Here is a 21,555-nt window from a genome sequence, read left to right on the forward strand (position 1 = left end):
CATGTCCATCGATCCCTCGACCCGCATCCACCCCTCCGCGATCGTCGAGGACGGGGCTGAGATCGGCGCCGACGCCGTCGTCGGCCCCTTCTGCACGGTCGGCCCCAAGGTGAAGCTCGCCGCCGGGGTCGAGCTGCGCTCCCACGTCGTGGTCGAGGGCGCGACCTCGATCGGCGAGGGCACCCGGGTGTGGCCCTTCGCCGTGCTCGGCGCCCAGCCGCAGGACCTGAAATACGCCGGCGAGGAGAGCCGCCTCGAGATCGGCGCGCGGAACATGATCCGCGAGCACGTGACCATGAACCTCGGGACCGAGGGCGGCGGCTATCTGACCCGGGTCGGCGACGGCTGCCTGTTCATGGCCTCGACCCATGTCGGCCATGACTGCATCGTCGGCAACGGCGTGATCATCGCCAACAACGCCCCGCTCGGCGGCCACGTGATCGTCGAGGACCGCGCGATCATCGGCGGCAACGCGGCCGTGCACCAGCACTCGCGCATCGGCCGGGGCGCCATCGTCGGCGGGCTGACCGGGGTCGAGCGCGACGTGATCCCCTACGCCTCGGTCACCGGCGACCGGGCGCGGCTGGCGGGGCTGAACCTCGTCGGCCTGCGCCGCGCCAAGGCCGACCGCGCCCATATCGCCGACCTGCGCGCCTGCGTGGACTTCATCTTCGACGCCTCGGCCGAGGGCGGCGTCGCCGCCCGCGCGCAGGAGGCGGCGACCCGCTGGACCACCCCGCTCGCCGCCGACGTCTGCCGCTTCATGCTGGCCGAGAGCTCCCGTCATTTCGTCACCCCGAGGGACTGACCCCATGGCCGAGCCCGCAGGCGGTCCCGCGCCCGCGGGTCCCCCCGCAGCCGCCGGCGCCCTGGCGCTGGTCGCGGGCTCCGGCGCCCTCCCCCGCCTGATCGCCGAGGACCGCCGCCGCCGCGGCCTGCCCCTGCTGGTGGTGCGCTTCGAGGGGACCTCCGCCCCCTGGGCCGAGGGCATGGACGTGCTCGACCTGCCCTTCGAGAAGCCCGGCCGCCTGTTCAAGGCGATGCGCGCGAAGGGCGTGACGCAGATCTGCTTCGCCGGCGCCATGTCGCGCCCCAGGCTCGATCCCCTGCGCCTCGATCTCAAGGGCGTCGCCCTGATCGCCAAGGCCCTGACCCTGCTGCGCAAGGGCGACGACGGCATGCTGCGCGGTTTTGCGAAGATCTTCGAGGACGAGGGCTACCGCATGGTCGGCGCCCATGAGCTTCTGGAAAACCTGCTGGCCCCCGAAGGCGTCCTCGGCGCCGTCCAGCCCTCCGAGCTCGACCGCGAGGACGCCGCCCGCGCCGCCGCCGTGGTCGCCGCGCTCGGCGCCGTCGACGTGGGCCAGGCCGCGGTGGTCGCCTCGGGCGTGTGCCTGGGCGTCGAGGCCGTCGCCGGGACCGACGCGCTGCTCTCCGAAGTGACCCGCGTCCCCGCCCGCCTGCGGGTCGGCGAGGGCAAGGGCGTGCTCCTCAAGGCCCCCAAGCCCGGCCAGGACTGGCGCCTCGACCTGCCCGCCATCGGCCCCGACACGGTGGCGAAGGCGGCCGAGGCCGGCCTCGCGGGCATCGTCGTCGCCGCCGGCGGGGTGCTGGTGCTGAGCCTCGAGGAGACCGTCGCCGCCGCCGACGCCGCCGGCCTGTTCCTCTGGGGTCACCCGGCCGACGCGGCCTCCCCGTCCTCATGACCGCCCGCCCGCTCCGCGTCTACCTCGTCGCCGGCGAGGCCTCCGGCGACCGCCTCGGCGCCCCCCTGATCCGCGCCCTGCGCGAGGAGCTGGGCCCGGGCGGCCTCGAGATCCGCGGCATCGGCGGCGAGCTGATGGAGGCCGAGGGCCTCGACAGCCTCTTCCCCTCCGACGAGCTCGCGGTGATGGGCCTGTTCGAGGTGCTGCCCCGCCTGCGCGCCATCCTCGCGCGCATGTCCCAGACGGTCGAGGACGTCGCGGCCTGGCGTCCCGACGTGCTGCTGACCATCGACAGCCCCGCCTTCGGCCTGCGCGTCTCCCGCAAGGCCAAGGCCGCGCGGCCGGATCTGACCACGGTGCACTACGTCGCCCCCTCGGTCTGGGCCTGGCGGCCGGGCCGGGCGCGCAAGATGGCGCGCTATACCGACCACGTGCTCGCCCTCCTGCCCTTCGAGCCGCCCTGGATGACGGCCGAGGGCATGACCTGCGATTTCGTCGGCCACCCCGCCAGCCGCCTCCCCCGCCCCTCGCCGCAGGCGCAGGTCGCCCTGCGCGCCGCGATCGGCGCCGAAGGCCGCCCCCTGGTCTGCGTCATGCCAGGCTCGCGCCGCGGCGAGGTCTCGCGCCTCGCCGGGCCCTTCGGCGAGACGCTGGGCCTGCTGGCGCGGCGCCATCCCGAGCTGAAGGTGGTCCTGCCCGCCGCCGCCGGGGTCGCCGAGATGGCGCACGCCCTCTCCGCCGCCTGGCCGGTCGAGGCGCATGTCCTCGACCCCCGCGGCATGGACCCGGCCGAGGCCGAGCTGCGCAAGTTCGCCGCCATGGCCGCCTCCGACGTGGCGCTCGCCGCCTCCGGCACGGTGACGCTGGAGCTCGCGGCGATGGGGGCGCCGCAGGTGATCGGCTACCGGCTGAACCCGCTGACCGCCGCCGTCGCCCGGCGCCTGCTGAAGATCGACACCGCGAACCTGGTGAACCTGCTCCTGAAGGAGCGCGCGATCCCGGAGTTCATCCAGCACTTCCTGGTCCCCGCCGACGTGGCCGAAGCGCTCGACGCGCTCCTCGTCCCCGGGCCGGCGCGTGCGGCCCAGGTTGCGGCCGCCGACCGGGCGCTGGCGCTCCTCGGCCGGGACGGCGACCCGCCCTCCCTGCGCGCCGCCCGCTCGGTGATCGCCGCCGCCGCCCGCGGCCCGCGCCGCCGCTGAGCCTCCGCGCTTCCGCCAGCCGCCGTCGCCTCCCGCGCTCCGGATCGCGGGATCAACGGATTGTTTCTGACGCAGGCGTGAGTTGCCATGCCCTGCCCTCACCATAGGTCAGGCAGAGACAGCGACGAAGCTGGAGACGAAAGGAGGCCCTTGGATGAGCCGCACCCACGATCCCGCCGCCGCGGAGACCCGCAGCCAGGACGTCCCCGATATGGTGAAGCCCGAGCTGAACGACCCCGCCGACCCGAGCGAGGTGGGCGGGGCCCAGGCCGAGGCCACCGGCGTCTGGCGCGTCCTGCGCAACTCGCTGGTCCTGGCCGTCGTCGCCATGGCCGCGATCGCCATCGGCTACACGGTCCTGACCTGACCCGCCCCCGGACCGCCGCCCGCCCCCCGACCTGACCAGCCCCCCCGAAAGGGCCTCCCCCGCGGAGGCCCTCTCGCGCCCCCGCCCGCCGCAGGCCCCCGCCCGCGCCCCAGGCCCCTCCGCAAGCGCCTGTTCTCCGGAGCCGTCCATCGCGGATGCCGATCAGAGCGACTCGCCCGCCCCGGTCAAGGATCGCGAAGCGACCCTGCGAAGCAGGGCTTGTCCTTGACCGGGGCGGGGGAGTCGCTCAGGCATCGGACGCGATGGACGGATCCGGAGGACGGGCGCGGGCCTGTTCTTGGGTGAGTCCGGAGCCTCCCCTGCGGGCCCCCCGGGCCCGCCCGCGCGCAGCGCGCCGGCCGAGCGAGCCCCGCCTCGCGAGGCTCGCCCCCCGCGCCGCGCCCGCCGCGCGCCGCGGGCGCTCCCTCGCGACCCGCGCGCCGCCCAACGCGGCGCCTCCGCCCAAAGCCGCGCCACCGCCGCCAGCCGTCACGCCCCCCGCGCCACGAAAAAGGCCTCCCCGAGGGGAGGCCCTGTCCGTCGCGTCGGTCGCAGGGCGGCTCAGCGCCCGGCGACGTCCACGTAGTCGCGGAAGGCCGCGCCGGTGTAGAGCTGGCGGGGACGCCCGATCTTCGAGCTCTCCTCCATCATCTCCTTCCACTGCGAGATCCAGCCCACGGTCCGCGACAGCGCGAAGATCGGGGTGAACATCGAGGTCGGGAAGCCCATCGCCTCGAGGATGATGCCCGAGTAGAAGTCGACGTTCGGATAGAGCTTCTTCTCGACGAAGTACTCGTCCTCGAGCGCGATCTTCTCGAGCTCCTTGGCGACCGCCAGCGTCTCGTTGTTCTCGATCCCCAGAAGGCCCAGCACCTCGTCGGCGCTCTCCTTCATGACTTTCGCGCGGGGGTCGAAGTTCTTGTAGACGCGGTGCCCGAAGCCCATCAGGCGGAACGGATCGTTCTTGTCCTTGGCCTTCTTGATGTAGGTCGGGATCTGGTCGACCGTCCCGATCTCGCGCAGCATCTCCAGGCAGGCCTGGTTGGCGCCGCCGTGGGCCGGACCCCACAGGCAGGCGACGCCGGCGGCGATGCAGGCGAAGGGGTTGGCCCCCGAGGAGCCCGCCAGGCGCACCGTCGAGGTCGAGGCGTTCTGCTCGTGATCGGCGTGCAGGGTGAAGATCCGGTCCATGGCCTTGGCCAGGATCGGGTCCACCTTGTACTCCTCCGCCGGGACCGAGAAGCACATGTGCAGGAAGTTCTCGGCGTAGTTCAGGTCGTTGCGCGGGTACACGAACGGCTGGCCGGCGGCGTACTTGAACGCCCAGGCGACGATCGTCGGCAGCTTGGCGATCAGGCGGATCGTCGCCACCTCGCGCTGCCAGGGATCGTTGATGTCGGTGGAGTCGTGGTAGAAGGCCGACATCGCGCCGACCACGCCGCAGACCACCGCCATCGGATGCGCGTCCCGGCGGAAGCCGGAGTAGAAGTTGCGCATCTGCTCATGGAGCATGGTGTGCTTGGTGACCCGGGTCTCGAAGTCGTCCATCTGCGCCTTGGTCGGCAGCTCTCCGTAGAGCAGCAGGTAGCAGACCTCGAGGTAATGGGACTTCTCGGCCAGCTGCTCGATCGGATAGCCGCGATACAGCAGCTCGCCCTTCTCGCCGTCGATGAAGGTGATCTTCGATTCGCAGGACCCGGTCGAGGTGTAGCCCGGGTCGAAGGTGAACACGTCGGCCTTCGCGTAGAGCTTGCCGATGTCCACCACGTCCGGCCCCAGGGTGCCCGAGTAGACCGGGAACTCGTGGGTCTGCCCCTCGATGGTGAACGTGGCGGTCTTTCCGGTGTCCTTGGGCAAGATGCTCTCCCTTCGCTGGCGCGCGCTCGGATATCGGCGCGGCGCTTGGGTCATCGGCGGAGCGGAATGGATCCGCCCGTCGTCCAATCCGGCGGGCCAAGGCGCGGCCCGCCCGTCGCTAACCGTCTCCGGATCTATCAGCCGGCGGCGGCATCCTCCAGTCGCGCGAGGCACTCGTCGCGCCCCAGCGTCTCCATCACGTCGAAAACGCTGGGTGAAACGGCTCGCCCGGTCAGCGCGGCCCGCAGGGGCTGCGCCACTTTCCCGAGCTTCAAACCCTCTGTCTCGGCGAAATTCCTTGCCACGTCCTGAAGGACGTCGCTGGTCCAAGAGGTATTGTTCCGCAGATGCGAAGTCAATCGCGCCAGCATCGCCCGCGTGTCCTCGGACAGGAGCTTTTCGGCCTTCTCGTCGAACTCGAGCGGGCGCTCCGCGAAAATGTAATAGGCCAGATCGATCAGTTCGTTGATCGTCTTGGCCCGCTCCTTCAGGCCGGGCATCGCCTCAAGAAACGCCGCCGCCTTTTCGGGGCTGGGACGCGGCTTATGCTGCGCCGCAAGAAGATCTTCGGCCGCCTGCGCCAGCCGGGCGTCGGAGGCGGCGCGGATGTGCAGCCCGTTGAGGTGCTCCATCTTGGCGAAGTCGATGCGGGCCGCGGCCTTGTTGATCTGCGGCAGGTCGAACCAGGCGATCGCCTGCTCGGAGGTGAAGAACTCGTCGTCGCCATGCGCCCAGCCCAGCCGCGCGAGGTAGTTGCGCAGCGCCTCGGGCAGGTAGCCCATGTCGCGATAGGCCTCGATGCCCAGCGCCCCGTGGCGCTTCGACAGCTTCGCCCCGTCCGGCCCGTGGATCAGCGGGATGTGGGCGAAGACCGGAACCTCCCAGCCCAGGCCCTTGTAGATCAGCCCCTGCCGGGCGGCGTTGGTCAGGTGGTCGTCGCCGCGGATCACGTGGGTGACGCCCATGTCATGGTCGTCCACGACCACCGCCAGCATGTAGACCGGCGTCCCGTCCGAGCGCAGCAGGATCAGGTCGTCCATCTGCGACGCCTTCCAGGTGACCTTGCCCTGCACCGCGTCCTCGACCGAGACCTCGCCCTCCCGCGGCGCCTTCAGCCGGATCACGTGGGGCTGGCTCAGGTCGCCGTCGTCGCGGTCGCGCCAGGGGGACTGGAACAGCGGCGGCCGCCCCTCGGCCTTGGCCTGCTCGCGCGCCGCGTCGATCTCCTCCTTCGAGGACCAGCAGCGGTAGGCGGCGCCGGCCTCCAGCAGCTGCAGCGCGCATTCCCGGTGCCGCTCGGCCCGGTCGAACTGGGAGATCGCGTCGCCGTCCCAGTCCAGCCCCAGCCAGCGCAGCCCGTCGAGGATCGCCTGCGTCGCCTCGGGGGTCGAGCGCTCGCGGTCGGTGTCCTCGATGCGCAGCAGGAAGGTCCCGTCGCGGCCGCGGGCGTAGAGCCAGTTGAACAGCGCCGTGCGCGCGCCGCCGATGTGCAGGAAGCCGGTGGGCGAGGGCGCGAAGCGCGTCACCACCGGGCGGGCGGGCTTGGAGCGGGGAGTATCGGAGGTCATGGGCCTTCACTGGGTCGGGTCGCGGGGTCGCTGCGCTGGGCGTCGGCCCGGGGTCGGGGCGCAGGGTCGCGAGGTTTTCGGCGTCGGCCGTGGGAGTCCCGCTGGCACGCGGTCCGAATTCGGCTAAAGTGCGGCGCTGTTATGGCAATGCCCGATGTCCCGCACAACCCGTCCGTCGCCCCCGCGCGGTGGAGCGCCGCGCCCCTGCGGCGCGCGGCCGACGCGTGGGCGGGGCTCGTCGAGCGCGAGCGGCGGCGCGCGCCGCTCTGGGCGCCGGCCTTCCTGGGGCTGGGCATCTGGATCTACTTCTCCCTCCTGGCCGAGCCCGACGGCTGGGCGGTCGCGGCCTGCGTGGCGCTGCCCGCGGCCATCGTGCCGATCCTGATGATGGGCCGCCGGATCCCCGGAACAACCGCCCTGCCCCCGATCGCCGCCGCCCTGCTGGTCGCGGTGGGGCTGGTGGCGGCGGGATTCGCCTCCGCCTCCCTGCGCGCGGGCGTCGTCGCAGCCCCGGTGCTGGCCGAGCGGATCGACGCGACCGTCCAGGGCCGGGTGGCGGAGATCACCCGCTCCCACACCGACCGGCGGCGGGTGGAGCTGCGCGACGTGGTGATCTACGGCCTCTCCCCCGGCGAGACGCCGAGGCGGGTGCGGGTGACGCTGCTCGAGGGCGCCTTCGCGCGCAAGGTCTCGCTCGGCGAGCGCATCGAGGTCTTCGCCCAGCTCGGGCCCCCCGAGGGCCCGGTCGAGCCCGGCGGCTTCGACTTCCGCCGCCATGCTTGGTTCGAGTCGCTGGGCGCCATCGGCTTCGCCCGCGGCCCGTTGGTCGCCGCCCATCCCGACGTGGTCGAGACCGCCGCCCCCGATCCCTGGAGCCTCGCGCAGGTCGCCCTGGCGGTGGAGCGCCTCCGCGGCCGGCTGACCGACGGCATCCTCGCCGCCCTGCCCAACCGCGAGGGCGCCTTCGCCGCCGCCATCCTCACCGGCAGCCGGGAGGAGGTGCGCGGCGACGAGATGCAGGCGCTGCGCGATTCGAACCTCGCGCACCTGCTGGCGATCTCGGGCCTGCACATGGGGCTGCTCGCGGCCATCGCCTTCTGGAGCGCGCGCTTCCTGCTCGCCTGCTGGCCGTGGCTGGCGGTGCGCGTGCCCACCAAGAAGGTCGCCGCCGGCGCGGCGCTGGCGGCGGCGGCGGGATACCTCGCGCTCTCGGGCGCTTCGGTCGCCACGCAGCGGGCCTTCGTGATGGCCGCCGCCGCGCTGATCGCGATCATGGTCGACCGCCCCGCCATCAGCCTGCGCGCGCTCGCCGCCGCCGCGGTGGCGATCCTGCTGATCCGGCCCGAGAGCCTGATGGACGCGGGCTTCCAGATGTCCTTCGCCGCCACCGCCGCGCTGGTCGGCGCGTGGGAGTTCGCCCGCGACCGCCGCTGGCTGCGCCCCTCCCACGAGTCCGGCCGGGGCCGGCGCATCCTGCTGTGGGCGGGCGGGCTGCTGCTGACCTCGCTGGTCGCGGGCGCCGCAACCGCGCCCTTCGCGGCGGCGCATTTCAACCGCATGACCACCTGGGGCCTGCCCGCCAACCTGCTGGCGGCGCCGGTCATGGCCTTCTGGGTGGCGCCGATGGGCGCGCTCTCGGCCGCGCTGGCGCCGCTGGGGCTGCACCAGTGGCCGCTGACCGCGATGGGCTGGGGGGTCGGCGTGATCCTCGACATCGCCCAGGTCTTCGCGGGCCTGCCGCTCGCCGTGCGCCCGGTCTCCTCGCCGCCGCCGGTCGCGCTGCCGCTGCTGGCGCTGGGCGGGTTGTGGCTGGTGATCTGGGCCTCCCGCCTGCGGCTCGCGGGCCTTGCGGCGATGCTGGCCGCGGCGGCGATCTGGATCCCGGGGGGCGAGCGCCCGGAGCTGCTGATCGCCCCGCGCGCCGCCGCCATGGGGGTGCTGGGCGAGCAGGGCCGCGCCGTCGACCGCGCCCGCGGCGCCGGCTACGCCATCGAGACCTGGCTCGCCAACGACGGCGACCCGGTCGAGCAGGCCGTCGCCGCCGGCCGCCCGGGCATCGACCGCCAGCCCCGCCGGGCGGAGGCCGCGCTCGCCAACGGCTGGCGGGTGGTGTTGCTGGGCGGCATCGTCACCCCCGAGCGGCTGCAGGAGGACTGCGCGGCCCGCACCGTGGTGCTCGCCTATTCCGCCCGCCCCGGCGCCGGCGCGCCCGGGCCCTGCGTGACGCTGGACGGGGACGCGCTGCGCGGCCTCGGCGCCGTCTCGATCGAACCCGACGACGGTCCCGAGGGCGGGCCGGATTCGGGGGGCGTGCGGATCCGCGGCTCGCTCTCCGACGCGCGCCTGCGGCTCTGGGGCCGCGCCGATCCGCAGCGCGATCCGGTCGACTGAGGCCCCCGACCCGGCCGCTCTTGCCGCTCGGGCCCCCGGCGCATAGGGTGCGGCCTCGAAATCTCAGGGCAGCAAGGGCGTGCGCGGCATGGCGATCAAATCGGTCGGCGTCATCGGGGCGGGGCAGATGGGCAACGGCATCGCCCACGTGTTCGCGCTGGCGGGCTACGACGTCTTTCTCAACGACATCGACGAGGCCCGGATCGACAAGGCGCTCGGCCAGATCGAGAAGAACCTCGACCGCCAGATCGGCCGAGGCGCGATCACCGAGGCCGACAAGGCCGACGCCCTGGGCCGCATCGCCAAGACCACCGACCTGGTTCCCGTGGCCCAGGCCGACCTGGTGATCGAGGCGGCGACCGAGAACGAGAAGATCAAGAACCAGATCTTCGCCTCCCTCGCGCCGCATCTGGGCGAGCGGACGATCCTGACCTCGAACACCTCCTCGATCTCGATCACGCGCCTCGCCTCCCAGACCGACCGGCCCGAGCGGTTCATGGGCTTCCACTTCATGAACCCCGTCCCGGTGATGGAGCTGGTGGAGCTGATCCGCGGCATCGCCACCGACCAAGCGACGTTCGAGGAGCTCAAGCAGGTGGTCGCCTCGCTGGGCAAGACCGCGGCGAGCGCCGAGGATTTCCCCGCCTTCATCGTCAACCGCATCCTGCTGCCGATGATCAACGAGGCGGTCTACACCCTCTACGAGGGCGTCGGCACGGTCGAGAGCATCGACAAGGCCATGCGGCTGGGCGCGAACCACCCGATGGGGCCGCTGCAGCTGGCGGACTTCATCGGGCTCGACGTGTGCCTCGCGATCATGAACGTGCTGCACGACGGGCTGGCGGACACCAAGTACCGCCCCTGCCCGCTGCTGGTGAAATACGTCGAGGCCGGCTGGCTGGGCCGCAAATCCGGCCGCGGCTTCTACGACTACCGCGGCGAGGCGCCGGTCCCCACCCGCTGAGGCGGTCGATTGTGCACCCGCGAGACGGCCGGCGCCCCGCGCCGGCCGGGCGCCTCCGGGGCCACTCGAGCCCGCCGCGAGGGGCCGGGCGCGGGGCCTCCGCCGGCAAAACCTGATGCGGCAAGGACTTGGCCAAGTCCGCGCACGATCCGCACACGCAATCGTCAATGCCGATTCCGGAAACAATTGGTGCGGGCCTGAACGGCTTTTCTCCCGGAACGAGCGATGCGAAGTATGCCGCAACGCAACCTGACCCCGGAGACACGACCATGCGCCTCCCCCTCGCCTTCGCCCCCGCCTTCGGCCTCGCCGCCGGTCTCCTCGCCGCGCTGCCCGCGGCCGCCGAGCCCTACGCGATGGACCGCTCCCACGCTGCGGTGATCTTCTCGGTCGACCACGTCGGCTTCTCGGTGATCCACGGCCGCTTCAACGACTTCTCGGCCGACATCGACTACGATCCCGAGAACCTGGCCGGCTCGAGCGTGAGCTTCACCCTGCAGGCCGGCTCGATCGACACCGGCTGGGACGCCCGCGACCAGCACATCAAGTCGGGCGACATGCTCGACGTCGAGAACCACCCCGAGATCACTTTCGTCTCGAAATCGGTCGAGGTGATCTCCGACACGCAGGCCAAGGTCACCGGCGAGGTGACCATCAAGGGCGTGACCAACGAGGAGACCTTCGACGTCACCCTCAACAAGACCGGCCCCTCGCCGCTGGACCCCGACGTGACCGTGGTCGGCTTCACCATCGAGGGCGAGCTGGACCGCACCGCCTACGGCGTGGACTATTTCGCCCCGGCCGTCGCCGCGACGATGCCGGTGCGCATCGACCTGGAGGCCTCGCCCGCGAAGTGATCGCGCGAGGTTCGGGCGGGCCTGCGGGCCCGTCCGCCCCCCCTTTCCCGCCGCCCCGAGGGCGACGGCCGCCTGTCGAGGACCTGGCAATGCCGCTTCGCAACGACATCCGCGCCTGGGGCTGGCCCGCCCGGCTTCTGCACTGGGCGAGCGCGGGCGTGATCCTGTTCCTGCTGGGACTGGGCTTCTACATGACCCAGTGGATCACCGACATGTACGCCCAGTTCGACCTGATCCAGGTCCACAAGAGCTGGGGCTTCGTGGCCTTCGCCCTCGTCCTGCTGCGCCTGGTCTGGCGCGCGACCCATCCCGCGCCGCCGCCGGTTCCCGGCACGCCCGCCTGGCAGCGGCTCGCCTCGGAGGGCGCGCACTGGGCGCTGTATGTGCTGATGGTGGCGATGCCGCTCTCGGGCTGGCTGATGGCCTCGGCCTCCTCGCTGCAGGACAGCTACGGGATCAAGAACATGGTCTTCGGCCTGTTCGCCCTGCCCGACCCGTTCCAGCCCGGCGACCGGGGGCTGGAGAAGATCTTCGGCGCGGTGCACTTCTACTGCGCCTGGGCGATGATCGCGATCCTGCTGGCCCATGCCGGCGCGGCGATCCAGCACCACTTCGTCAAGCGCGACGAGGTGCTGCGCCGGATGACCTGGCCGCGCCGCGGCTGAGCCCGAGCGCGCCGGCCCCGCGCGGCCGGCGCCGCCGTCCCTCCCCGACGCCCCGCCCCCCGCTCCAGATCACGCCGTGCTCACGCGATTCCGGCTGGACGCGGGGCGCGGGTTTGACGAGTCTGTGCGCCGCACCGTCGCGCGGAGAGGGAGATTGCGCGCATGCGCCCTGACGCCCCCAACACCCCGGTCCGGTCCGCGCGCTCGGCCGCGCGGGCGCTGGCCCTGCTCGCCGCCCTGGGCGGGAGCCTCGCCTGGGCCGCGCCCGCCGCGGCCTATCGGTGGGAGATGGACCGCTCCCACAGCCAGGTGAAGTTCGCGGTCGACCACCTGGGCTACTCGCTGGTCCACGGCTGGTTCCGCGAGTTCGACGCCGACATCGACCTCGACCCCGACGCGGTCGAGCGCGCCAGCGTCAGCTTCCGCATCCGCGCCGACAGCGTCGACACCAACTGGGAGGGACGCGACCGCTACCTGCGCGGCCCCGACTTCCTCGACGCCGAGGCGCATCCGGTGATCTCCTTCGTCTCGACGCGGGTGCGGCTGGTCTCGGCCGAGGTCGCCGACATCACCGGCGACCTGACGATCAACGGCGTCACCCGCAGCGAGACCCTGCGCGCGGCGCTGAACAAGTACGGCCCCTCGGCGCTGGCCGGCGGCGAGGTGGTGGCCGGCTTCACCATTTCCGGCGAGATCGACCGCACCGCCTATGGCGTCAGCTTCGCCGCCCCCCATGTCGGCAAGGACGTCGAGATCCGCGTCGACCTCGAGATCAGCCCCCGACCCTGACGCCGGGCCCGATCCGGCGACGGCCCCCGGCCGCCGCGCGCGAGTTGACAGCTGTCAACTCGCGCGCGGCGCGTTTGATCACGGTTTCGTGAACGCCGGGCCCGCTCCCTTCTCCTGCCCCGGCGGAACCAACGCTCAGAACCCGGGCGCCGGAGGGCGCCGCCCTCGACGGCCGCCCGGGACCGCCTTGCAGGAGATCCCAAGATGCGTTCGATCCGCTCCTTCCTGTCCGCGGCCGCGCTCGCCTCCCCGGCGGTCCTGGCCTCCGACCTGCCCGCCGCCGCCGAGCCCTGGATCATGGACCGCGAGAAGACCGCGGTGACCTTCTCGCTCGAGCACATCGGCTTCTCGCTGGTCGAGGGGCGGTTCCGCGACTTCGACGCGGCCATCGACTTCGACCCGGTGGCGCAGACCGCCTCCTCGGTCAGCTTCAGCATCGCCGCGAAGTCGATCGACACCGACTGGGGCGCGCGGGACGACTTCATCCGCGGCGACGACATGCTCGACGTCGAGGCGCATCCGCGGATCACCTTCGTCTCCTCCGACGTGCGGATGCTGTCGGACACCGAGGCGACGGTCACCGGCCTCGTCACCATCAAGGGCGTCAGCCGGGAGGAGACCTTCGACGTGGTCCTCAACGGCATGAGCCCCTCGACCGAGGACCCCGGCGTCACGCTCGCCGCCTTCACCGTGACCGGGGAGGTCGACCGCTCCGACTACGGGGTCAGCGCCTTCGCGCCGGCGGTGGCGACCACCATGGCGCTGCGGGTGGACATCGCGGCCCGTTCCCCCGGCCGCTGATCCGCCCGCGGCGTCGCCCGCGCGTCCGGCCCCCCACGGACGCGCGGGCCTTTTCCGCCTTCCCCCGCACCCGGAGCCCGAGATGAGCCTGCGAAACCGCGCCCACGGCTGGGGCTGGCCCGCGCGCCTGCTGCACTGGTCGAGCGCCGCCGTGATCCTGTTCCTGCTGGGGCTGGGGGTCTGGATGACCCGCTTCGTGCCGGACGTCTTCCAGCAGTTCGCGCTGTTCCAGCTGCACAAGAGCTGGGGCTTCGTCGCCTTCGCGCTGGCGCTGGGGCGCATCGCCTGGCGTCTCGCCAATCCCTCCCCCCGGCCCGAGGCCGGGCCGGCCTGGCAGGAGGGCGCGCGCATCGGCGCCCATGCCGCCCTCTACGTCCTGACGCTGGCGCTGCCGCTGAGCGGGTGGCTGACGGCCTCGGCCTCGGACCTGCAGGAGCGCTACGGGATCCGGAACCGGGTCTTCGACCTCTTCGCCCTGCCCGATCCGGTGCAGCCCGGCGACGCGGAGCTGGCCGAGCTCTTCGGCCTGGTCCACGCCGGCTGCGCCTGGGCGCTGATCGTGGTGCTGGCGCTGCACGTGGGCGCCGCGCTCTCCCACCACCTCGTCCACAAGGACCGCACGCTGATGCGGATGATCGCCGGAAAATGACCCGCCACGCCGCCGCCTGCCTCGCAGCGCTCGTCCTCTGGGCGGGCGCGGCCCCCTGCGCCCGGGCCGGGACCTGGGCGATGGACCGCTCCCACAGCCAGGTGAAGTTCTCGGTCGACCACCTGGGCTACTCGCTGGTGCACGGCTGGTTCCGGGAGTTCGACGCGAGGATCGAGCTGGACCCGGACGCGGTCGAGCGCGCCGCGGTCAGCTTCACGATCCGCGCCGACAGCGTCGACACCGCCTGGGAGGGGCGCGACCGCTATCTGCGCGGTCCCGACTTCCTGGACGCCGAGGCGCATCCCGAGATCACCTTCACCTCCCATGAGGTGCGGCTGGTCGCCTCGGACGTGGCCGACATCACCGGCCGGCTGACGATCAACGGCGTGACCCGGACCGAGACGCTGCGCGCCCGGCTGAACCGCTACGGCCCCTCGGCGCTGGCCGGGGGGGAGCTGGTGGCGGGGTTCACGGTGACGGGAGAGATCGACCGCACCGCCTACGGCGTCAGCTTCGCGGCGCCCCATGTGGGCCGGACGGTCGAGATCCGCGTGGACCTGGAGGCGAGCCCGCGCTGAGGGCGGGCCCGCGCCGCCTTCAGGCGGCGCAGGCGGCGAGAGACCGGCCCGCGGCGCGCGCGGGCCGGCGGTCAGCTGCGCGCCTCGGCGGTCACCTGGGCGTCCTCGACGCGCAGGCGCGGGGGCGGGGCCAGGCGGGCCTGGGCCTGGACGGTCGCGTCCTCGACCGTCAGCCGCGGGCCCTGGGGGGCGCGGCGCAGCACCGCCCCCACCCGTGCGAACAGGCCGCGCAGCATGGTCAGACCACCACCAGCGCGTGCAGGCCCGAGGCGGTGGTGCCCGTCGCCTTCACCTGGCGCATGCCGCACAGGATCCAGCCGTTGTCGGGCGCCTCGACGTCGCGCTCGGCCCCGGCCTCGGAGACGAAGCGGACCCGGCCGCCGACCTCGACGTAGAGCGCCACCGCCACCTGCTCGAGCGGCGCGCCGTCGTTCGGCGTCACGGGAAGATAGTCGCGCGCGGGCCCGGAGAGGGCGAGGACGCGGTCGTCGAAGGGGTTCTGCATGGCGGTCTCCCGGCGCCGGCCCGGGACGGGCCCGGGGAGGGGCGCAGTCATGGCTCGGTTCAGGAAGGGACGCCGGCGGATCGGCTCCGCCCCGGCGCGCCGCCATCATGCAGGGGCTTTGGTTTAAATTCGATTGACGCCCGGGGCGTCAGCGCCGTCCGCGCGACCACTCCGCCCCGTCGCGCCCGCCGAGCCGGACGGCGAGGGAGACGGCCACGTAGACCGCGTAGCTGACCGGCGCGGCGGCGAGCAGGCGCAGGTGGTCGGCGCGGCGCATCGCGGCCTTGCCCTCGTTGGCCGCGAGCTCGGGGTGCAGGCGCTGCAGCTCCCGCATTCCTGCATCCTGGCGGCGGCGCACGCGCACCAGGCCCGCGAAGCCCTCGACCATCGGCCAGTCGTAGCCGGCGGGCAGCTCCAGGCGCTCGGCGGGCGCGAACCGCCAGCGCACGAAGGAATCGTCGGAGATGATCGCGGGGAAGTCGCCCCAGCGCGCCCGGCCGGCGGCGTTCACCGCGAAGAAGCCCGCGCCGGGGGCGGAGCCGGGGCGCATGAAGGGCAGGCGGGTCCACAGCTCGGCGTAGCGCCGCGTCACCCAGCTTTTCGCGCGGACCACCCGCAGGCGGCCGGCGACGTAGAGCGGCCCGGGCCGGGCCAGCGCCTTCGCCGTGGCGGCGAGCAGGTCGGGGTCCATCGTCACGTCGGCGTCGAGATAGGCCCGCGCCCCGGCGGTCGCGGCCGCGTCGCCGAGGTTGAGCGCGTGGGTCTTGCCGCCCCGGGGGATGTCCAGCACCTCCAGCCGCCAGCCCTTCGCGGCGAAGTCGGGGGCGAGCGCCCGGGCGCGGGCCACGGTGGCGTCGGTGCAGCCGTTGGCGGCGACGATCACCTCCAGCGCCCCCGGCCCCAGGCCGCGCTGGGCCAGCACCGCGGCGAGGCAGCGGCCGATGTGGTCTTCCTCGTCGTTGGCGGGGATGATGACGCCCAGCGCGGGCGCGGCGGCCGGTTCGGTCATGGGCGTTTCGGGAGCGTCCTGCGGGCGTCGGGGCTCCCGCCTGCCTAGAGGCGCCGCGACGTGCGGGCAAGCCGCCCGCGGCGCCGGCGCCCGCCGCGCGACCAATCGTCCGGAGCCGGCGCGCCGCCCGCAACACGCGCGCGCCGGGCCTGACCCCGGGCCTCCCGCGGGCCGCCGCGGGCGCGCCGCCGGAGGATCAGCCCCCCGCGGCGGTCATCTCGGCGAGGCGGCGCAGCAGCGCCTCGGCCTCGGGCGCGTTCCACTCGGCGTCGCCCTGCAGGCGGCCGATCTCGCGGCCCTGGGGGTCGAGGATCAGGGTCGTCGGCAGGCCCAGGATCCCCACCTCCCGCGGCAGCGCGTTGCGCTCGTCCGCGTAGGCCGGCAGCTCGTAAAGCATCTTCTCCTTGAGGAAATCCTTCGCCTTCGCGCGGCCGCCCGACTGCACGGCGACCGTGACCACCTGCGCGCCCGAGCCCTTCAGCGCCGCCTGCAGCTCGTTCAGCGCCGGCATCTCCTTCAGGCAGGGCGGGCACCAGGTGGCCCAGAGGTTGAGCACCGTCACCTTGCCCGCGAAATCGGCGACCGTGGCCGGCGCGCCGTTTGCGTTGACGAACTCCGCCTCGAGCGGATCGCCGAGCGACTCGCGCAGGGCGAACTTGGCCATGGCCCCGGTGCTCAGCCCGGCGATCTCCTGCCGCTGGGCGGGGGTCAGGCCCTCGCCCGCCGCCGCGGGGTTTGCAAAGATCGCGGCGGCGCCTATGACGAGCGCGACGAGACCGGCGAGGCGCATGGTTCTCTCCCCCAATTCCACGCGAGGACGAGGTCCCCGGATGAGCGACGACAAACCGACCCCCACCGCCGAAGCGACGGGCGCCAACGCGATGTGGGGCGGGCGCTTCGCCTCCGGCCCCGACGCGATCATGGAGGCGATCAACGCCTCGATCGGCTTCGACAAGCGGCTGGCCGCCCAGGATGTCGCAGGGTCCCGCGCCCATGCGGCCATGCTCGCCGCCCAAGGTATTATCACGGACGAAGACCGCGACCAGATCGACGCGGGCCTGCTCACCGTCTTGTCAGAGATCGATGCGGGGACCTTCCGGTTCTCGACCGCGCTGGAAGACATCCACATGAACGTGGAGAACCGCCTGCGCGAGCTGATCGGCCCGGCGGCGGGGCGCCTGCACACCGCCCGCTCGCGCAACGACCAGGTGGCGCTCGATTTCCGCATGTGGGTCCGCGACCAGGCCGACGCCGCCGTGACGGGCCTGACCGCCCTGATCGAGGCGCTGCTCGGCCAGGCCGAGGCCGGCGCCGACCTGCCGATGCCGGGCTTCACCCACCTGCAGACCGCCCAGCCCGTCACCTGGGGCCATCACATGATGGCCTATGTGGAGATGTTCGCCCGCGACCGCTCCCGCTTCGCGGACGCGCGGGCGCGGATGAACGAGTGCCCGCTGGGCGCCGCGGCGCTGGCCGGCACCGGCTTCCCGCTCGACCGGCACATGACGGCGAAGGCGCTGGGCTTCGACCGGCCGACGGCGAATTCGCTGGATACGGTGGCGGATCGCGACTTCGCGCTGGAGTTCCTGGCCGCGGCGTCGATCACCGGCACCCACCTGAGCCGCTTCGCGGAGGAGCTGGTGATCTGGTCCTCGGCGCAGTTCCGCTTCGTGCGGCTGTCGGACCGGTTCTCGACCGGCTCCTCGATCATGCCGCAGAAGCGCAACCCGGACGCGGCCGAGCTGGTCCGCGCCAAGGTCGGCCGGATCACCGGGGCCTTCGTGGGGCTGTCGACGGTCATGAAAGGCCTCGCCATGGCCTATTCCAAGGACATGCAGGAGGACAAGGAGCAGGCCTTCGACGCGGCCGACTCCCTGATGCTGGCGCTGGCGGCGATGGAGGGGATGGTGCGCGACATGCTCCCCCAGGCGCAGAACCTGCGCGCGGCGGCGGCCTCGGGCTTCTCCACGGCGACGGATCTCGCCGACTGGCTGGTGCGCGAGGCGGGGCTGCCGTTCCGCGACGCGCACCATGTGGTGGGGGCGCTGGTGAAGCTCGCCGAGGACACCCACCGCGACCTGCCCGACCTGTCGCTGGTCGAGATGCAGGCGGTGAACCCTGCGATCACCGCGGACGTATTCAATGTGCTGACGGTGGAGGCTTCGGTCGCCTCGCGCACCTCCTACGGCGGGACCGCGCCCGCCAACGTCCGCGCCCAGGCCGCCGCCTGGCGCGAGCGTCTCGCCGCGGAAAAGACTGCGTAAAAAAGATCGACCCCCGGCGCCGGAGCGGCGACAATCGCCGCCGGGTGGGGGCATCGCTGGGGAGTGATGGGAATGCGTATTCCACAACCGCGGGCCGTCGCCCGCATTCTGCCCTCGGGCGCGCCGGGCGTGGCGATGCTGGCGGTCCTCGCCGCCGTCGCCGTCGCCGGCTGCGCGCGCAAGGGCGATCCGGTCCCGCCGGCCGACGCGGTGCGCAGCGATGCGCCCCAGCTGATCGCGCCGGGCGAGGTCACGCGGCCGATCCAAGACCTCCAGGATTTCTGAGATGGGACGTCTTGGGATTCTCTGGCTGCTCCTGGCCGTGGCCGGGGCGGTGTTTCCGATGCTGCACTTCAAGGCCTGGGCGGATGCGAACGGCTATTCCTGGTCCGGCCTGGTCGGGGCCTGGACGGTCAACGACGCCGCCACGGGCATGTTGTGGGACCTCGGCATCGCCGCGGTGACGGTCAGCCTCGCGACGCTGGCCCATGTCTTCGCGCGCCGCGACTGGGCGAGCCTGGTGTGCCTGCCCGTCACCTGGGGCATCGGCGTCAGCGCCGGCCTGCCGCTGTTCCTGTGGTTCCTGACGCGCAAGCCGCGCCAGGCGATCAAGGCCCGCGACGAGAAGTGGTGAGACCGACGCCCGCAAGAAGCGCGAAGGCCGGCCCCGGGGGGCCGGCCTTCGTCGTTTCCGGGCCCCGGGCGCTCAGGCGCTGAGGCCGCCCCGCATGGTCGGGATGTCGAGGGCCGCGAAGCCGTAGTGGCGCAGCCAGCGCAGGTCGCTGTCGAAGAAGGCGCGCAGGTCGGGGATGCCGTATTTCAGCATCGCGATCCGGTCGATCCCCATGCCGAAGGCGAAGCCCTGCCACTGGCTGGGGTCGATGCCGCCGTATTCCAGCACCTTGGGGTGCACCATGCCCGAGCCCAGCACCTCGAGCCAGCCGTCGCCCTCGCCGACCTTCAGCTGTCCGTCGACCCAGGAGCAGCGGATGTCGACCTCGGCCGACGGCTCGGTGAACGGGAAGTGCGAGGCGCGGAACCGGGTCTCGACGCCGTCGACCTCGAAGAAGGCGGCGAAGAACTCCTCCAGCACCCACTTGAGGTTCGCCATCGAGATGTCGCGGTCGATCGCGAGCCCCTCGACCTGGTGGAACATCGGCGTGTGGGTCTGGTCGAAGTCCGAGCGATAGACCCGGCCCGGGGCGATGATGCGCAGCGGCGCGCCCTCGGCCTGCATGGTGCGGATCTGCACCGGGGAGGTGTGGGTGCGCAGGACATGCGGGTCGCCGCCGTCGGCGCGGGCCATGTAGAACGTGTCCATCTCGGCGCGGGCCGGATGGTGGCCGGGGATGTTGAGCGCGTCGAAATTGTACCACGCCGTCTCGATCTGGGGGCCTTCGGCCACGCCGAAGCCCATGTCGGCGAAGATCGCGGCGACCTCCTCGGTGACCTGGGAGACGGGGTGGATGGCGCCGCGGCGCGAGGGCCGCGGGGCGAGGGTCACGTCCAGCCACTCCGCCCGCAGCCGCTCGGCCAGGGCGGCGTCGGCCAGCGAGGCGCGGCGCGCGGCCAGCGCCGAGTTCAGCTCGTCCTTCAGCGCGTTCAGCGCGGGGCCGGCGGTCTGGCGCTGCTCGGGCGTCATCTTGCCCAGCTCGCGCATCTTCAGGCTGACCTCGCCCTTCTTGCCCAGCGCGCCGACGCGCACCGTCTCGAGCGCGGACTCGTCCGCGGCCTCGGCGATGCGGGCGAACCACTGGGCGCGCAGCCCCTCGAGCTCCGCCGCGCCGCCCTGCCCGTAGTCGTCCTGGCCGTCCATGCCGTCCTCCGCACCGCGGCGCGCCTCGCCCGCGCCGGTGCGCGGGAGGCGGGCCGCCTCGCCTGGAAATCCGTGCTCGGGCGATAGCCAGCGCGGGACGCGAACGCAAGGGCCGCGACCGCGCGGGCGCGCGCCTCACGTCGCCGCGTGCAACCGCGAGACGAGTCACGCATCTGCGAACAGTCGGGTGCGAATGACGGTTGCCTGAACGGATCGGTTCATGTATGGTTCATTTCACATTCAGGGTTCAATTGAACGGACCTTGAATATCCGGGCGGGGGGCCGTCCGGACGACACGCGACGTTACGGTTAGATGGAAACTCGGCGCGGCTGGGGAGCTTAGCGCCGGATTCTTGGGGTCAAAACATGCTGAGCACTCGCTCGCAAAGCGCAGCTGGGGTTGCGCTTGCGTTAGCCGTCGCTTTTGCGTCCGGTCAGGAGGCCCGTGCGGCCGTCTGGGACGTGAACGCGCTTCTCAACGAATTCAACGCCGTCGTTCTCGAGGACGTCGACCTGGGCAACCAGCATGTCGACGGTCGGGTCTATGTCGGCCGGAACCTGACCGGCGGCAACGGATCGGTGTATCTCAACGGCGGCGGCGCGCCGGCGTCGAGCTTCGCCGCGCTCTACGTCGTCGGCGACGTGACCGGCAGCGTGAAGGTCGAGCAGGGCGGCGCCGCCCAGGTCGGCGGCAACGTCTCGGGGATGAACTACCAGAACGCCAACAACGCCTCGCTGGCGGTGGGCGGGACCCTGAGCAACGTGCGCTTCGGCAACAACAACACGGCCTGGGTCGGCGGCTCGGCCAGCGGCGTGAACATGGAGGCGGGCTCGCGGCTCGAGGTCGGGGGAAACCTGACCAACAGCACCATCGCCAACACCGCCGCCACCGTCGCCGGCACGGTCAGCAACTCGACGATCCGCAACACCGCCTCGGTGAGCTACGGCGCGATCTCGGCCTCGCCGCTGTCGATCCCGGACCTGGGCGAGATCAGCGACCTGATGCACCAGACCGCCGAGGACCTGGCGGGGCTGGCGCAGACCTCGACGATGACCACCGACGGCTCGACCACCACCTTCGCCTCGTCGGCGTCGGGCGGGACCTCGGTGTTCTCGATCTCGGGGGCGGATTTCAACGCGCTGCAGAACATCAAGTTCGTGCTGCAGCCCGACGAGACGCTGATCATCAACGTGCAGGCCGACGGCATGGCGCTGACCCGCGGCCAGTCGGGCAACATGACCGGGACCAGCGCCTCCACCGCCTCGCAGGTGCTGTGGAACTTCATCGGGGCGTCGAGCCTCTACACCGCCAACGCGCTGTTCGGCACGATCTTCGCGCCCGACGCGCATGTCACCGCGGGCGCCGGCTCGAACGAGGGCACGGTGGTGGCGCGCCGCCTGACCCTGACCAACGGCGAGATCCACCAGCAGGGCTGGAAGGGCGGGCTGGCGTTCGACACGCCCTCCGCCCCGCCGACGCCCACGCCGATCCCCGCCGCCCTGCCGATGCTGGCCGGCGGCCTCGGGGCGCTGGCGGCGCTGGCGCGCCGGCGCCGGGCGGCCTGAG

Annotated in this window: 23 protein-coding genes; 16 read left to right on the plus strand and 7 right to left on the minus strand. The window is 72.7% G+C overall.

All coding sequences use genetic code 11. From position 1 onward, the window contains the following. Position 1 precedes the first annotated feature (1 nt). The 4 genes from lpxA (at position 2) to BM064_RS16275 (ending at position 3,275) form a co-directional block, all read left to right on the plus strand. On the plus strand, positions 2-808 hold the full coding sequence (gene lpxA, locus BM064_RS16260) for an acyl-ACP--UDP-N-acetylglucosamine O-acyltransferase (RefSeq protein WP_092861180.1): 807 nt from the start codon (positions 2-4) through the stop codon (positions 806-808). Positions 809-812: 4 nt separating this feature from the next. Further along, a complete protein-coding gene (locus BM064_RS16265; protein WP_092861182.1) occupies positions 813-1,706 on the plus strand; it encodes an LpxI family protein in 894 nt (297 codons plus the stop codon). Continuing rightward, positions 1,703-2,908 (plus strand): lipid-A-disaccharide synthase, encoded by a 1,206-nt coding sequence (lpxB, locus tag BM064_RS16270; protein ID WP_092861184.1) that lies wholly within the window; start codon positions 1,703-1,705, stop codon positions 2,906-2,908. The genes BM064_RS16265 and lpxB overlap by 4 nt, the downstream gene beginning before the upstream one ends. Before the next feature lie 154 nt (positions 2,909-3,062). Next, on the plus strand, positions 3,063-3,275 hold the full coding sequence (locus tag BM064_RS16275; protein ID WP_092861186.1) for a hypothetical protein: 213 nt from the start codon (positions 3,063-3,065) through the stop codon (positions 3,273-3,275). A 561-nt stretch (positions 3,276-3,836) separates the two neighbouring features. Here the strand turns inward: BM064_RS16275 and gltA are convergent. Together gltA and gltX are read right to left on the minus strand one after the other, a co-directional pair. Then, entirely contained in the window at positions 3,837-5,132 is a 1,296-nt protein-coding gene (gene gltA, locus BM064_RS16280; RefSeq protein ID WP_425426173.1) for a citrate synthase, read from the minus strand. A 137-nt stretch (positions 5,133-5,269) separates the two neighbouring features. Next, a complete protein-coding gene (gltX, locus tag BM064_RS16285; RefSeq protein ID WP_092861190.1) occupies positions 5,270-6,700 on the minus strand; it encodes a glutamate--tRNA ligase in 1,431 nt (476 codons plus the stop codon). Between the two features lie 147 nt (positions 6,701-6,847). Between gltX and BM064_RS16290 the strand changes: the two genes are divergently transcribed. The 8 genes from BM064_RS16290 to BM064_RS16325 all read left to right on the plus strand — a co-directional run bounded on the left by BM064_RS16290 (position 6,848) and on the right by BM064_RS16325 (position 14,394). Next, positions 6,848-9,091, plus strand: a complete 2,244-nt coding sequence (locus BM064_RS16290) for a ComEC/Rec2 family competence protein (RefSeq protein ID WP_177236292.1) — start codon at positions 6,848-6,850, stop codon at positions 9,089-9,091. A gap of 88 nt (positions 9,092-9,179) precedes the next feature. Continuing rightward, positions 9,180-10,055, plus strand: a complete 876-nt coding sequence (locus tag BM064_RS16295; protein ID WP_092861194.1) for a 3-hydroxybutyryl-CoA dehydrogenase — start codon at positions 9,180-9,182, stop codon at positions 10,053-10,055. 269 nt (positions 10,056-10,324) lie between these two features. Then, the gene (locus tag BM064_RS16300) at positions 10,325-10,912 is read left to right on the plus strand and encodes a YceI family protein (protein WP_177236293.1); all 588 of its coding nucleotides are present in this window, start codon (positions 10,325-10,327) and stop codon (positions 10,910-10,912) included. 89 nt (positions 10,913-11,001) lie between these two features. Next, positions 11,002-11,577: a cytochrome b gene (locus tag BM064_RS16305; RefSeq protein WP_092861198.1), complete on the plus strand. Its 576-nt coding sequence runs from the start codon at positions 11,002-11,004 to the stop codon at positions 11,575-11,577. Positions 11,578-11,739: 162 nt separating this feature from the next. Continuing rightward, positions 11,740-12,366 (plus strand): YceI family protein, encoded by a 627-nt coding sequence (locus tag BM064_RS16310; RefSeq protein ID WP_092861200.1) that lies wholly within the window; start codon positions 11,740-11,742, stop codon positions 12,364-12,366. Positions 12,367-12,570: 204 nt separating this feature from the next. Next, positions 12,571-13,167 carry a YceI family protein gene (locus tag BM064_RS16315; protein ID WP_092861202.1) on the plus strand — a complete coding sequence of 199 codons (597 nt, stop codon included), beginning with the start codon at positions 12,571-12,573 and terminating at the stop codon, positions 13,165-13,167. Positions 13,168-13,249: 82 nt separating this feature from the next. After that, on the plus strand, positions 13,250-13,816 hold the full coding sequence (locus BM064_RS16320) for a cytochrome b (RefSeq protein ID WP_092861204.1): 567 nt from the start codon (positions 13,250-13,252) through the stop codon (positions 13,814-13,816). Then, positions 13,813-14,394: a YceI family protein gene (locus BM064_RS16325; RefSeq protein WP_092861206.1), complete on the plus strand. Its 582-nt coding sequence runs from the start codon at positions 13,813-13,815 to the stop codon at positions 14,392-14,394. Before BM064_RS16320 ends, BM064_RS16325 begins: the two co-directional genes overlap by 4 nt. A gap of 71 nt (positions 14,395-14,465) precedes the next feature. Here BM064_RS16325 and BM064_RS27520 read toward each other — a convergent pair whose 3' ends face one another. The 4 genes from BM064_RS27520 to BM064_RS16340 form a co-directional block, all read right to left on the minus strand. Further along, positions 14,466-14,630, minus strand: coding sequence for a hypothetical protein (locus tag BM064_RS27520; RefSeq protein WP_177236294.1), 165 nt, complete (start codon positions 14,628-14,630; stop codon positions 14,466-14,468). A gap of 2 nt (positions 14,631-14,632) precedes the next feature. After that, positions 14,633-14,899, minus strand: a complete 267-nt coding sequence (locus BM064_RS16330) for a spike base protein, RCAP_Rcc01079 family (protein WP_092861208.1) — start codon at positions 14,897-14,899, stop codon at positions 14,633-14,635. Between the two features lie 148 nt (positions 14,900-15,047). Next, positions 15,048-15,908 carry a glycosyltransferase gene (locus tag BM064_RS16335; RefSeq protein ID WP_092861210.1) on the minus strand — a complete coding sequence of 287 codons (861 nt, stop codon included), beginning with the start codon at positions 15,906-15,908 and terminating at the stop codon, positions 15,048-15,050. 196 nt (positions 15,909-16,104) lie between these two features. Beyond that, entirely contained in the window at positions 16,105-16,698 is a 594-nt protein-coding gene (locus BM064_RS16340) for a TlpA disulfide reductase family protein (RefSeq protein ID WP_177236295.1), read from the minus strand. 40 nt (positions 16,699-16,738) lie between these two features. Here BM064_RS16340 and argH point away from each other — a divergent pair, with 40 nt between their 5' ends. From argH to BM064_RS16350, 3 genes are all read left to right on the plus strand, one after another. Next, complete coding sequence (gene argH / locus BM064_RS16345; RefSeq protein WP_092861214.1) at positions 16,739-18,172, plus strand: argininosuccinate lyase; 1,434 nt, start codon at positions 16,739-16,741, stop codon at positions 18,170-18,172. A 72-nt stretch (positions 18,173-18,244) separates the two neighbouring features. Beyond that, positions 18,245-18,457, plus strand: a complete 213-nt coding sequence (locus tag BM064_RS26950) for a hypothetical protein (protein ID WP_143103354.1) — start codon at positions 18,245-18,247, stop codon at positions 18,455-18,457. A 1-nt stretch (position 18,458) separates the two neighbouring features. Further along, positions 18,459-18,806 carry a DUF2834 domain-containing protein gene (locus tag BM064_RS16350; protein WP_092861216.1) on the plus strand — a complete coding sequence of 116 codons (348 nt, stop codon included), beginning with the start codon at positions 18,459-18,461 and terminating at the stop codon, positions 18,804-18,806. 72 nt (positions 18,807-18,878) lie between these two features. On the opposite strand, the gene pheS is transcribed toward BM064_RS16350, so the two are convergent. Next, on the minus strand, positions 18,879-19,988 hold the full coding sequence (gene pheS / locus BM064_RS16355; protein ID WP_092861218.1) for a phenylalanine--tRNA ligase subunit alpha: 1,110 nt from the start codon (positions 19,986-19,988) through the stop codon (positions 18,879-18,881). 462 nt (positions 19,989-20,450) lie between these two features. On the opposite strand from pheS, the gene BM064_RS16360 reads away from it, so the two are divergent. Beyond that, the gene (locus tag BM064_RS16360) at positions 20,451-21,554 is read left to right on the plus strand and encodes a collagen-binding domain-containing protein (protein WP_177236296.1); all 1,104 of its coding nucleotides are present in this window, start codon (positions 20,451-20,453) and stop codon (positions 21,552-21,554) included. The last annotated feature ends 1 nt before the right edge of the window (position 21,555 follow it).

It is taken from the genome of Albimonas pacifica, from assembly GCF_900113695.1.
GTDB classification, from domain to species: Bacteria; Pseudomonadota; Alphaproteobacteria; order Rhodobacterales; family Rhodobacteraceae; genus Albimonas; species Albimonas pacifica.

Excerpts from the sequence above, each read along its gene's own strand:
- gltX (WP_092861190.1), bottom strand. The coding sequence starts at position 6,700 with ATGACCTCCGATACTCCCCGCTCCAAGCCCGCCCGCCCGGTGGTGACG.
- BM064_RS16290 (WP_177236292.1), top strand. The coding sequence starts at position 6,848 with ATGCCCGATGTCCCGCACAACCCGTCCGTCGCCCCCGCGCGGTGGAGC.
- lpxA (WP_092861180.1), top strand. The coding sequence starts at position 2 with ATGTCCATCGATCCCTCGACCCGCATCCACCCCTCCGCGATCGTCGAG.
- argH (WP_092861214.1), top strand. The coding sequence starts at position 16,739 with ATGAGCGACGACAAACCGACCCCCACCGCCGAAGCGACGGGCGCCAAC.
- BM064_RS16265 (WP_092861182.1), top strand. The coding sequence starts at position 813 with ATGGCCGAGCCCGCAGGCGGTCCCGCGCCCGCGGGTCCCCCCGCAGCC.
- BM064_RS26950 (WP_143103354.1), top strand. The coding sequence starts at position 18,245 with ATGCGTATTCCACAACCGCGGGCCGTCGCCCGCATTCTGCCCTCGGGC.
- BM064_RS16320 (WP_092861204.1), top strand. The coding sequence starts at position 13,250 with ATGAGCCTGCGAAACCGCGCCCACGGCTGGGGCTGGCCCGCGCGCCTG.
- BM064_RS16310 (WP_092861200.1), top strand. The coding sequence starts at position 11,740 with ATGCGCCCTGACGCCCCCAACACCCCGGTCCGGTCCGCGCGCTCGGCC.
- BM064_RS16300 (WP_177236293.1), top strand. The coding sequence starts at position 10,325 with ATGCGCCTCCCCCTCGCCTTCGCCCCCGCCTTCGGCCTCGCCGCCGGT.
- BM064_RS16335 (WP_092861210.1), bottom strand. The coding sequence starts at position 15,908 with ATGACCGAACCGGCCGCCGCGCCCGCGCTGGGCGTCATCATCCCCGCC.
- BM064_RS16305 (WP_092861198.1), top strand. The coding sequence starts at position 11,002 with ATGCCGCTTCGCAACGACATCCGCGCCTGGGGCTGGCCCGCCCGGCTT.
- lpxB (WP_092861184.1), top strand. The coding sequence starts at position 1,703 with ATGACCGCCCGCCCGCTCCGCGTCTACCTCGTCGCCGGCGAGGCCTCC.
- BM064_RS16275 (WP_092861186.1), top strand. The coding sequence starts at position 3,063 with ATGAGCCGCACCCACGATCCCGCCGCCGCGGAGACCCGCAGCCAGGAC.
- BM064_RS16350 (WP_092861216.1), top strand. The coding sequence starts at position 18,459 with ATGGGACGTCTTGGGATTCTCTGGCTGCTCCTGGCCGTGGCCGGGGCG.
- pheS (WP_092861218.1), bottom strand. The coding sequence starts at position 19,988 with ATGGACGGCCAGGACGACTACGGGCAGGGCGGCGCGGCGGAGCTCGAG.
- BM064_RS27520 (WP_177236294.1), bottom strand. The coding sequence starts at position 14,630 with ATGCTGCGCGGCCTGTTCGCACGGGTGGGGGCGGTGCTGCGCCGCGCC.
- BM064_RS16325 (WP_092861206.1), top strand. The coding sequence starts at position 13,813 with ATGACCCGCCACGCCGCCGCCTGCCTCGCAGCGCTCGTCCTCTGGGCG.
- BM064_RS16315 (WP_092861202.1), top strand. The coding sequence starts at position 12,571 with ATGCGTTCGATCCGCTCCTTCCTGTCCGCGGCCGCGCTCGCCTCCCCG.
- BM064_RS16330 (WP_092861208.1), bottom strand. The coding sequence starts at position 14,899 with ATGCAGAACCCCTTCGACGACCGCGTCCTCGCCCTCTCCGGGCCCGCG.
- BM064_RS16295 (WP_092861194.1), top strand. The coding sequence starts at position 9,180 with ATGGCGATCAAATCGGTCGGCGTCATCGGGGCGGGGCAGATGGGCAAC.
- BM064_RS16340 (WP_177236295.1), bottom strand. The coding sequence starts at position 16,698 with ATGCGCCTCGCCGGTCTCGTCGCGCTCGTCATAGGCGCCGCCGCGATC.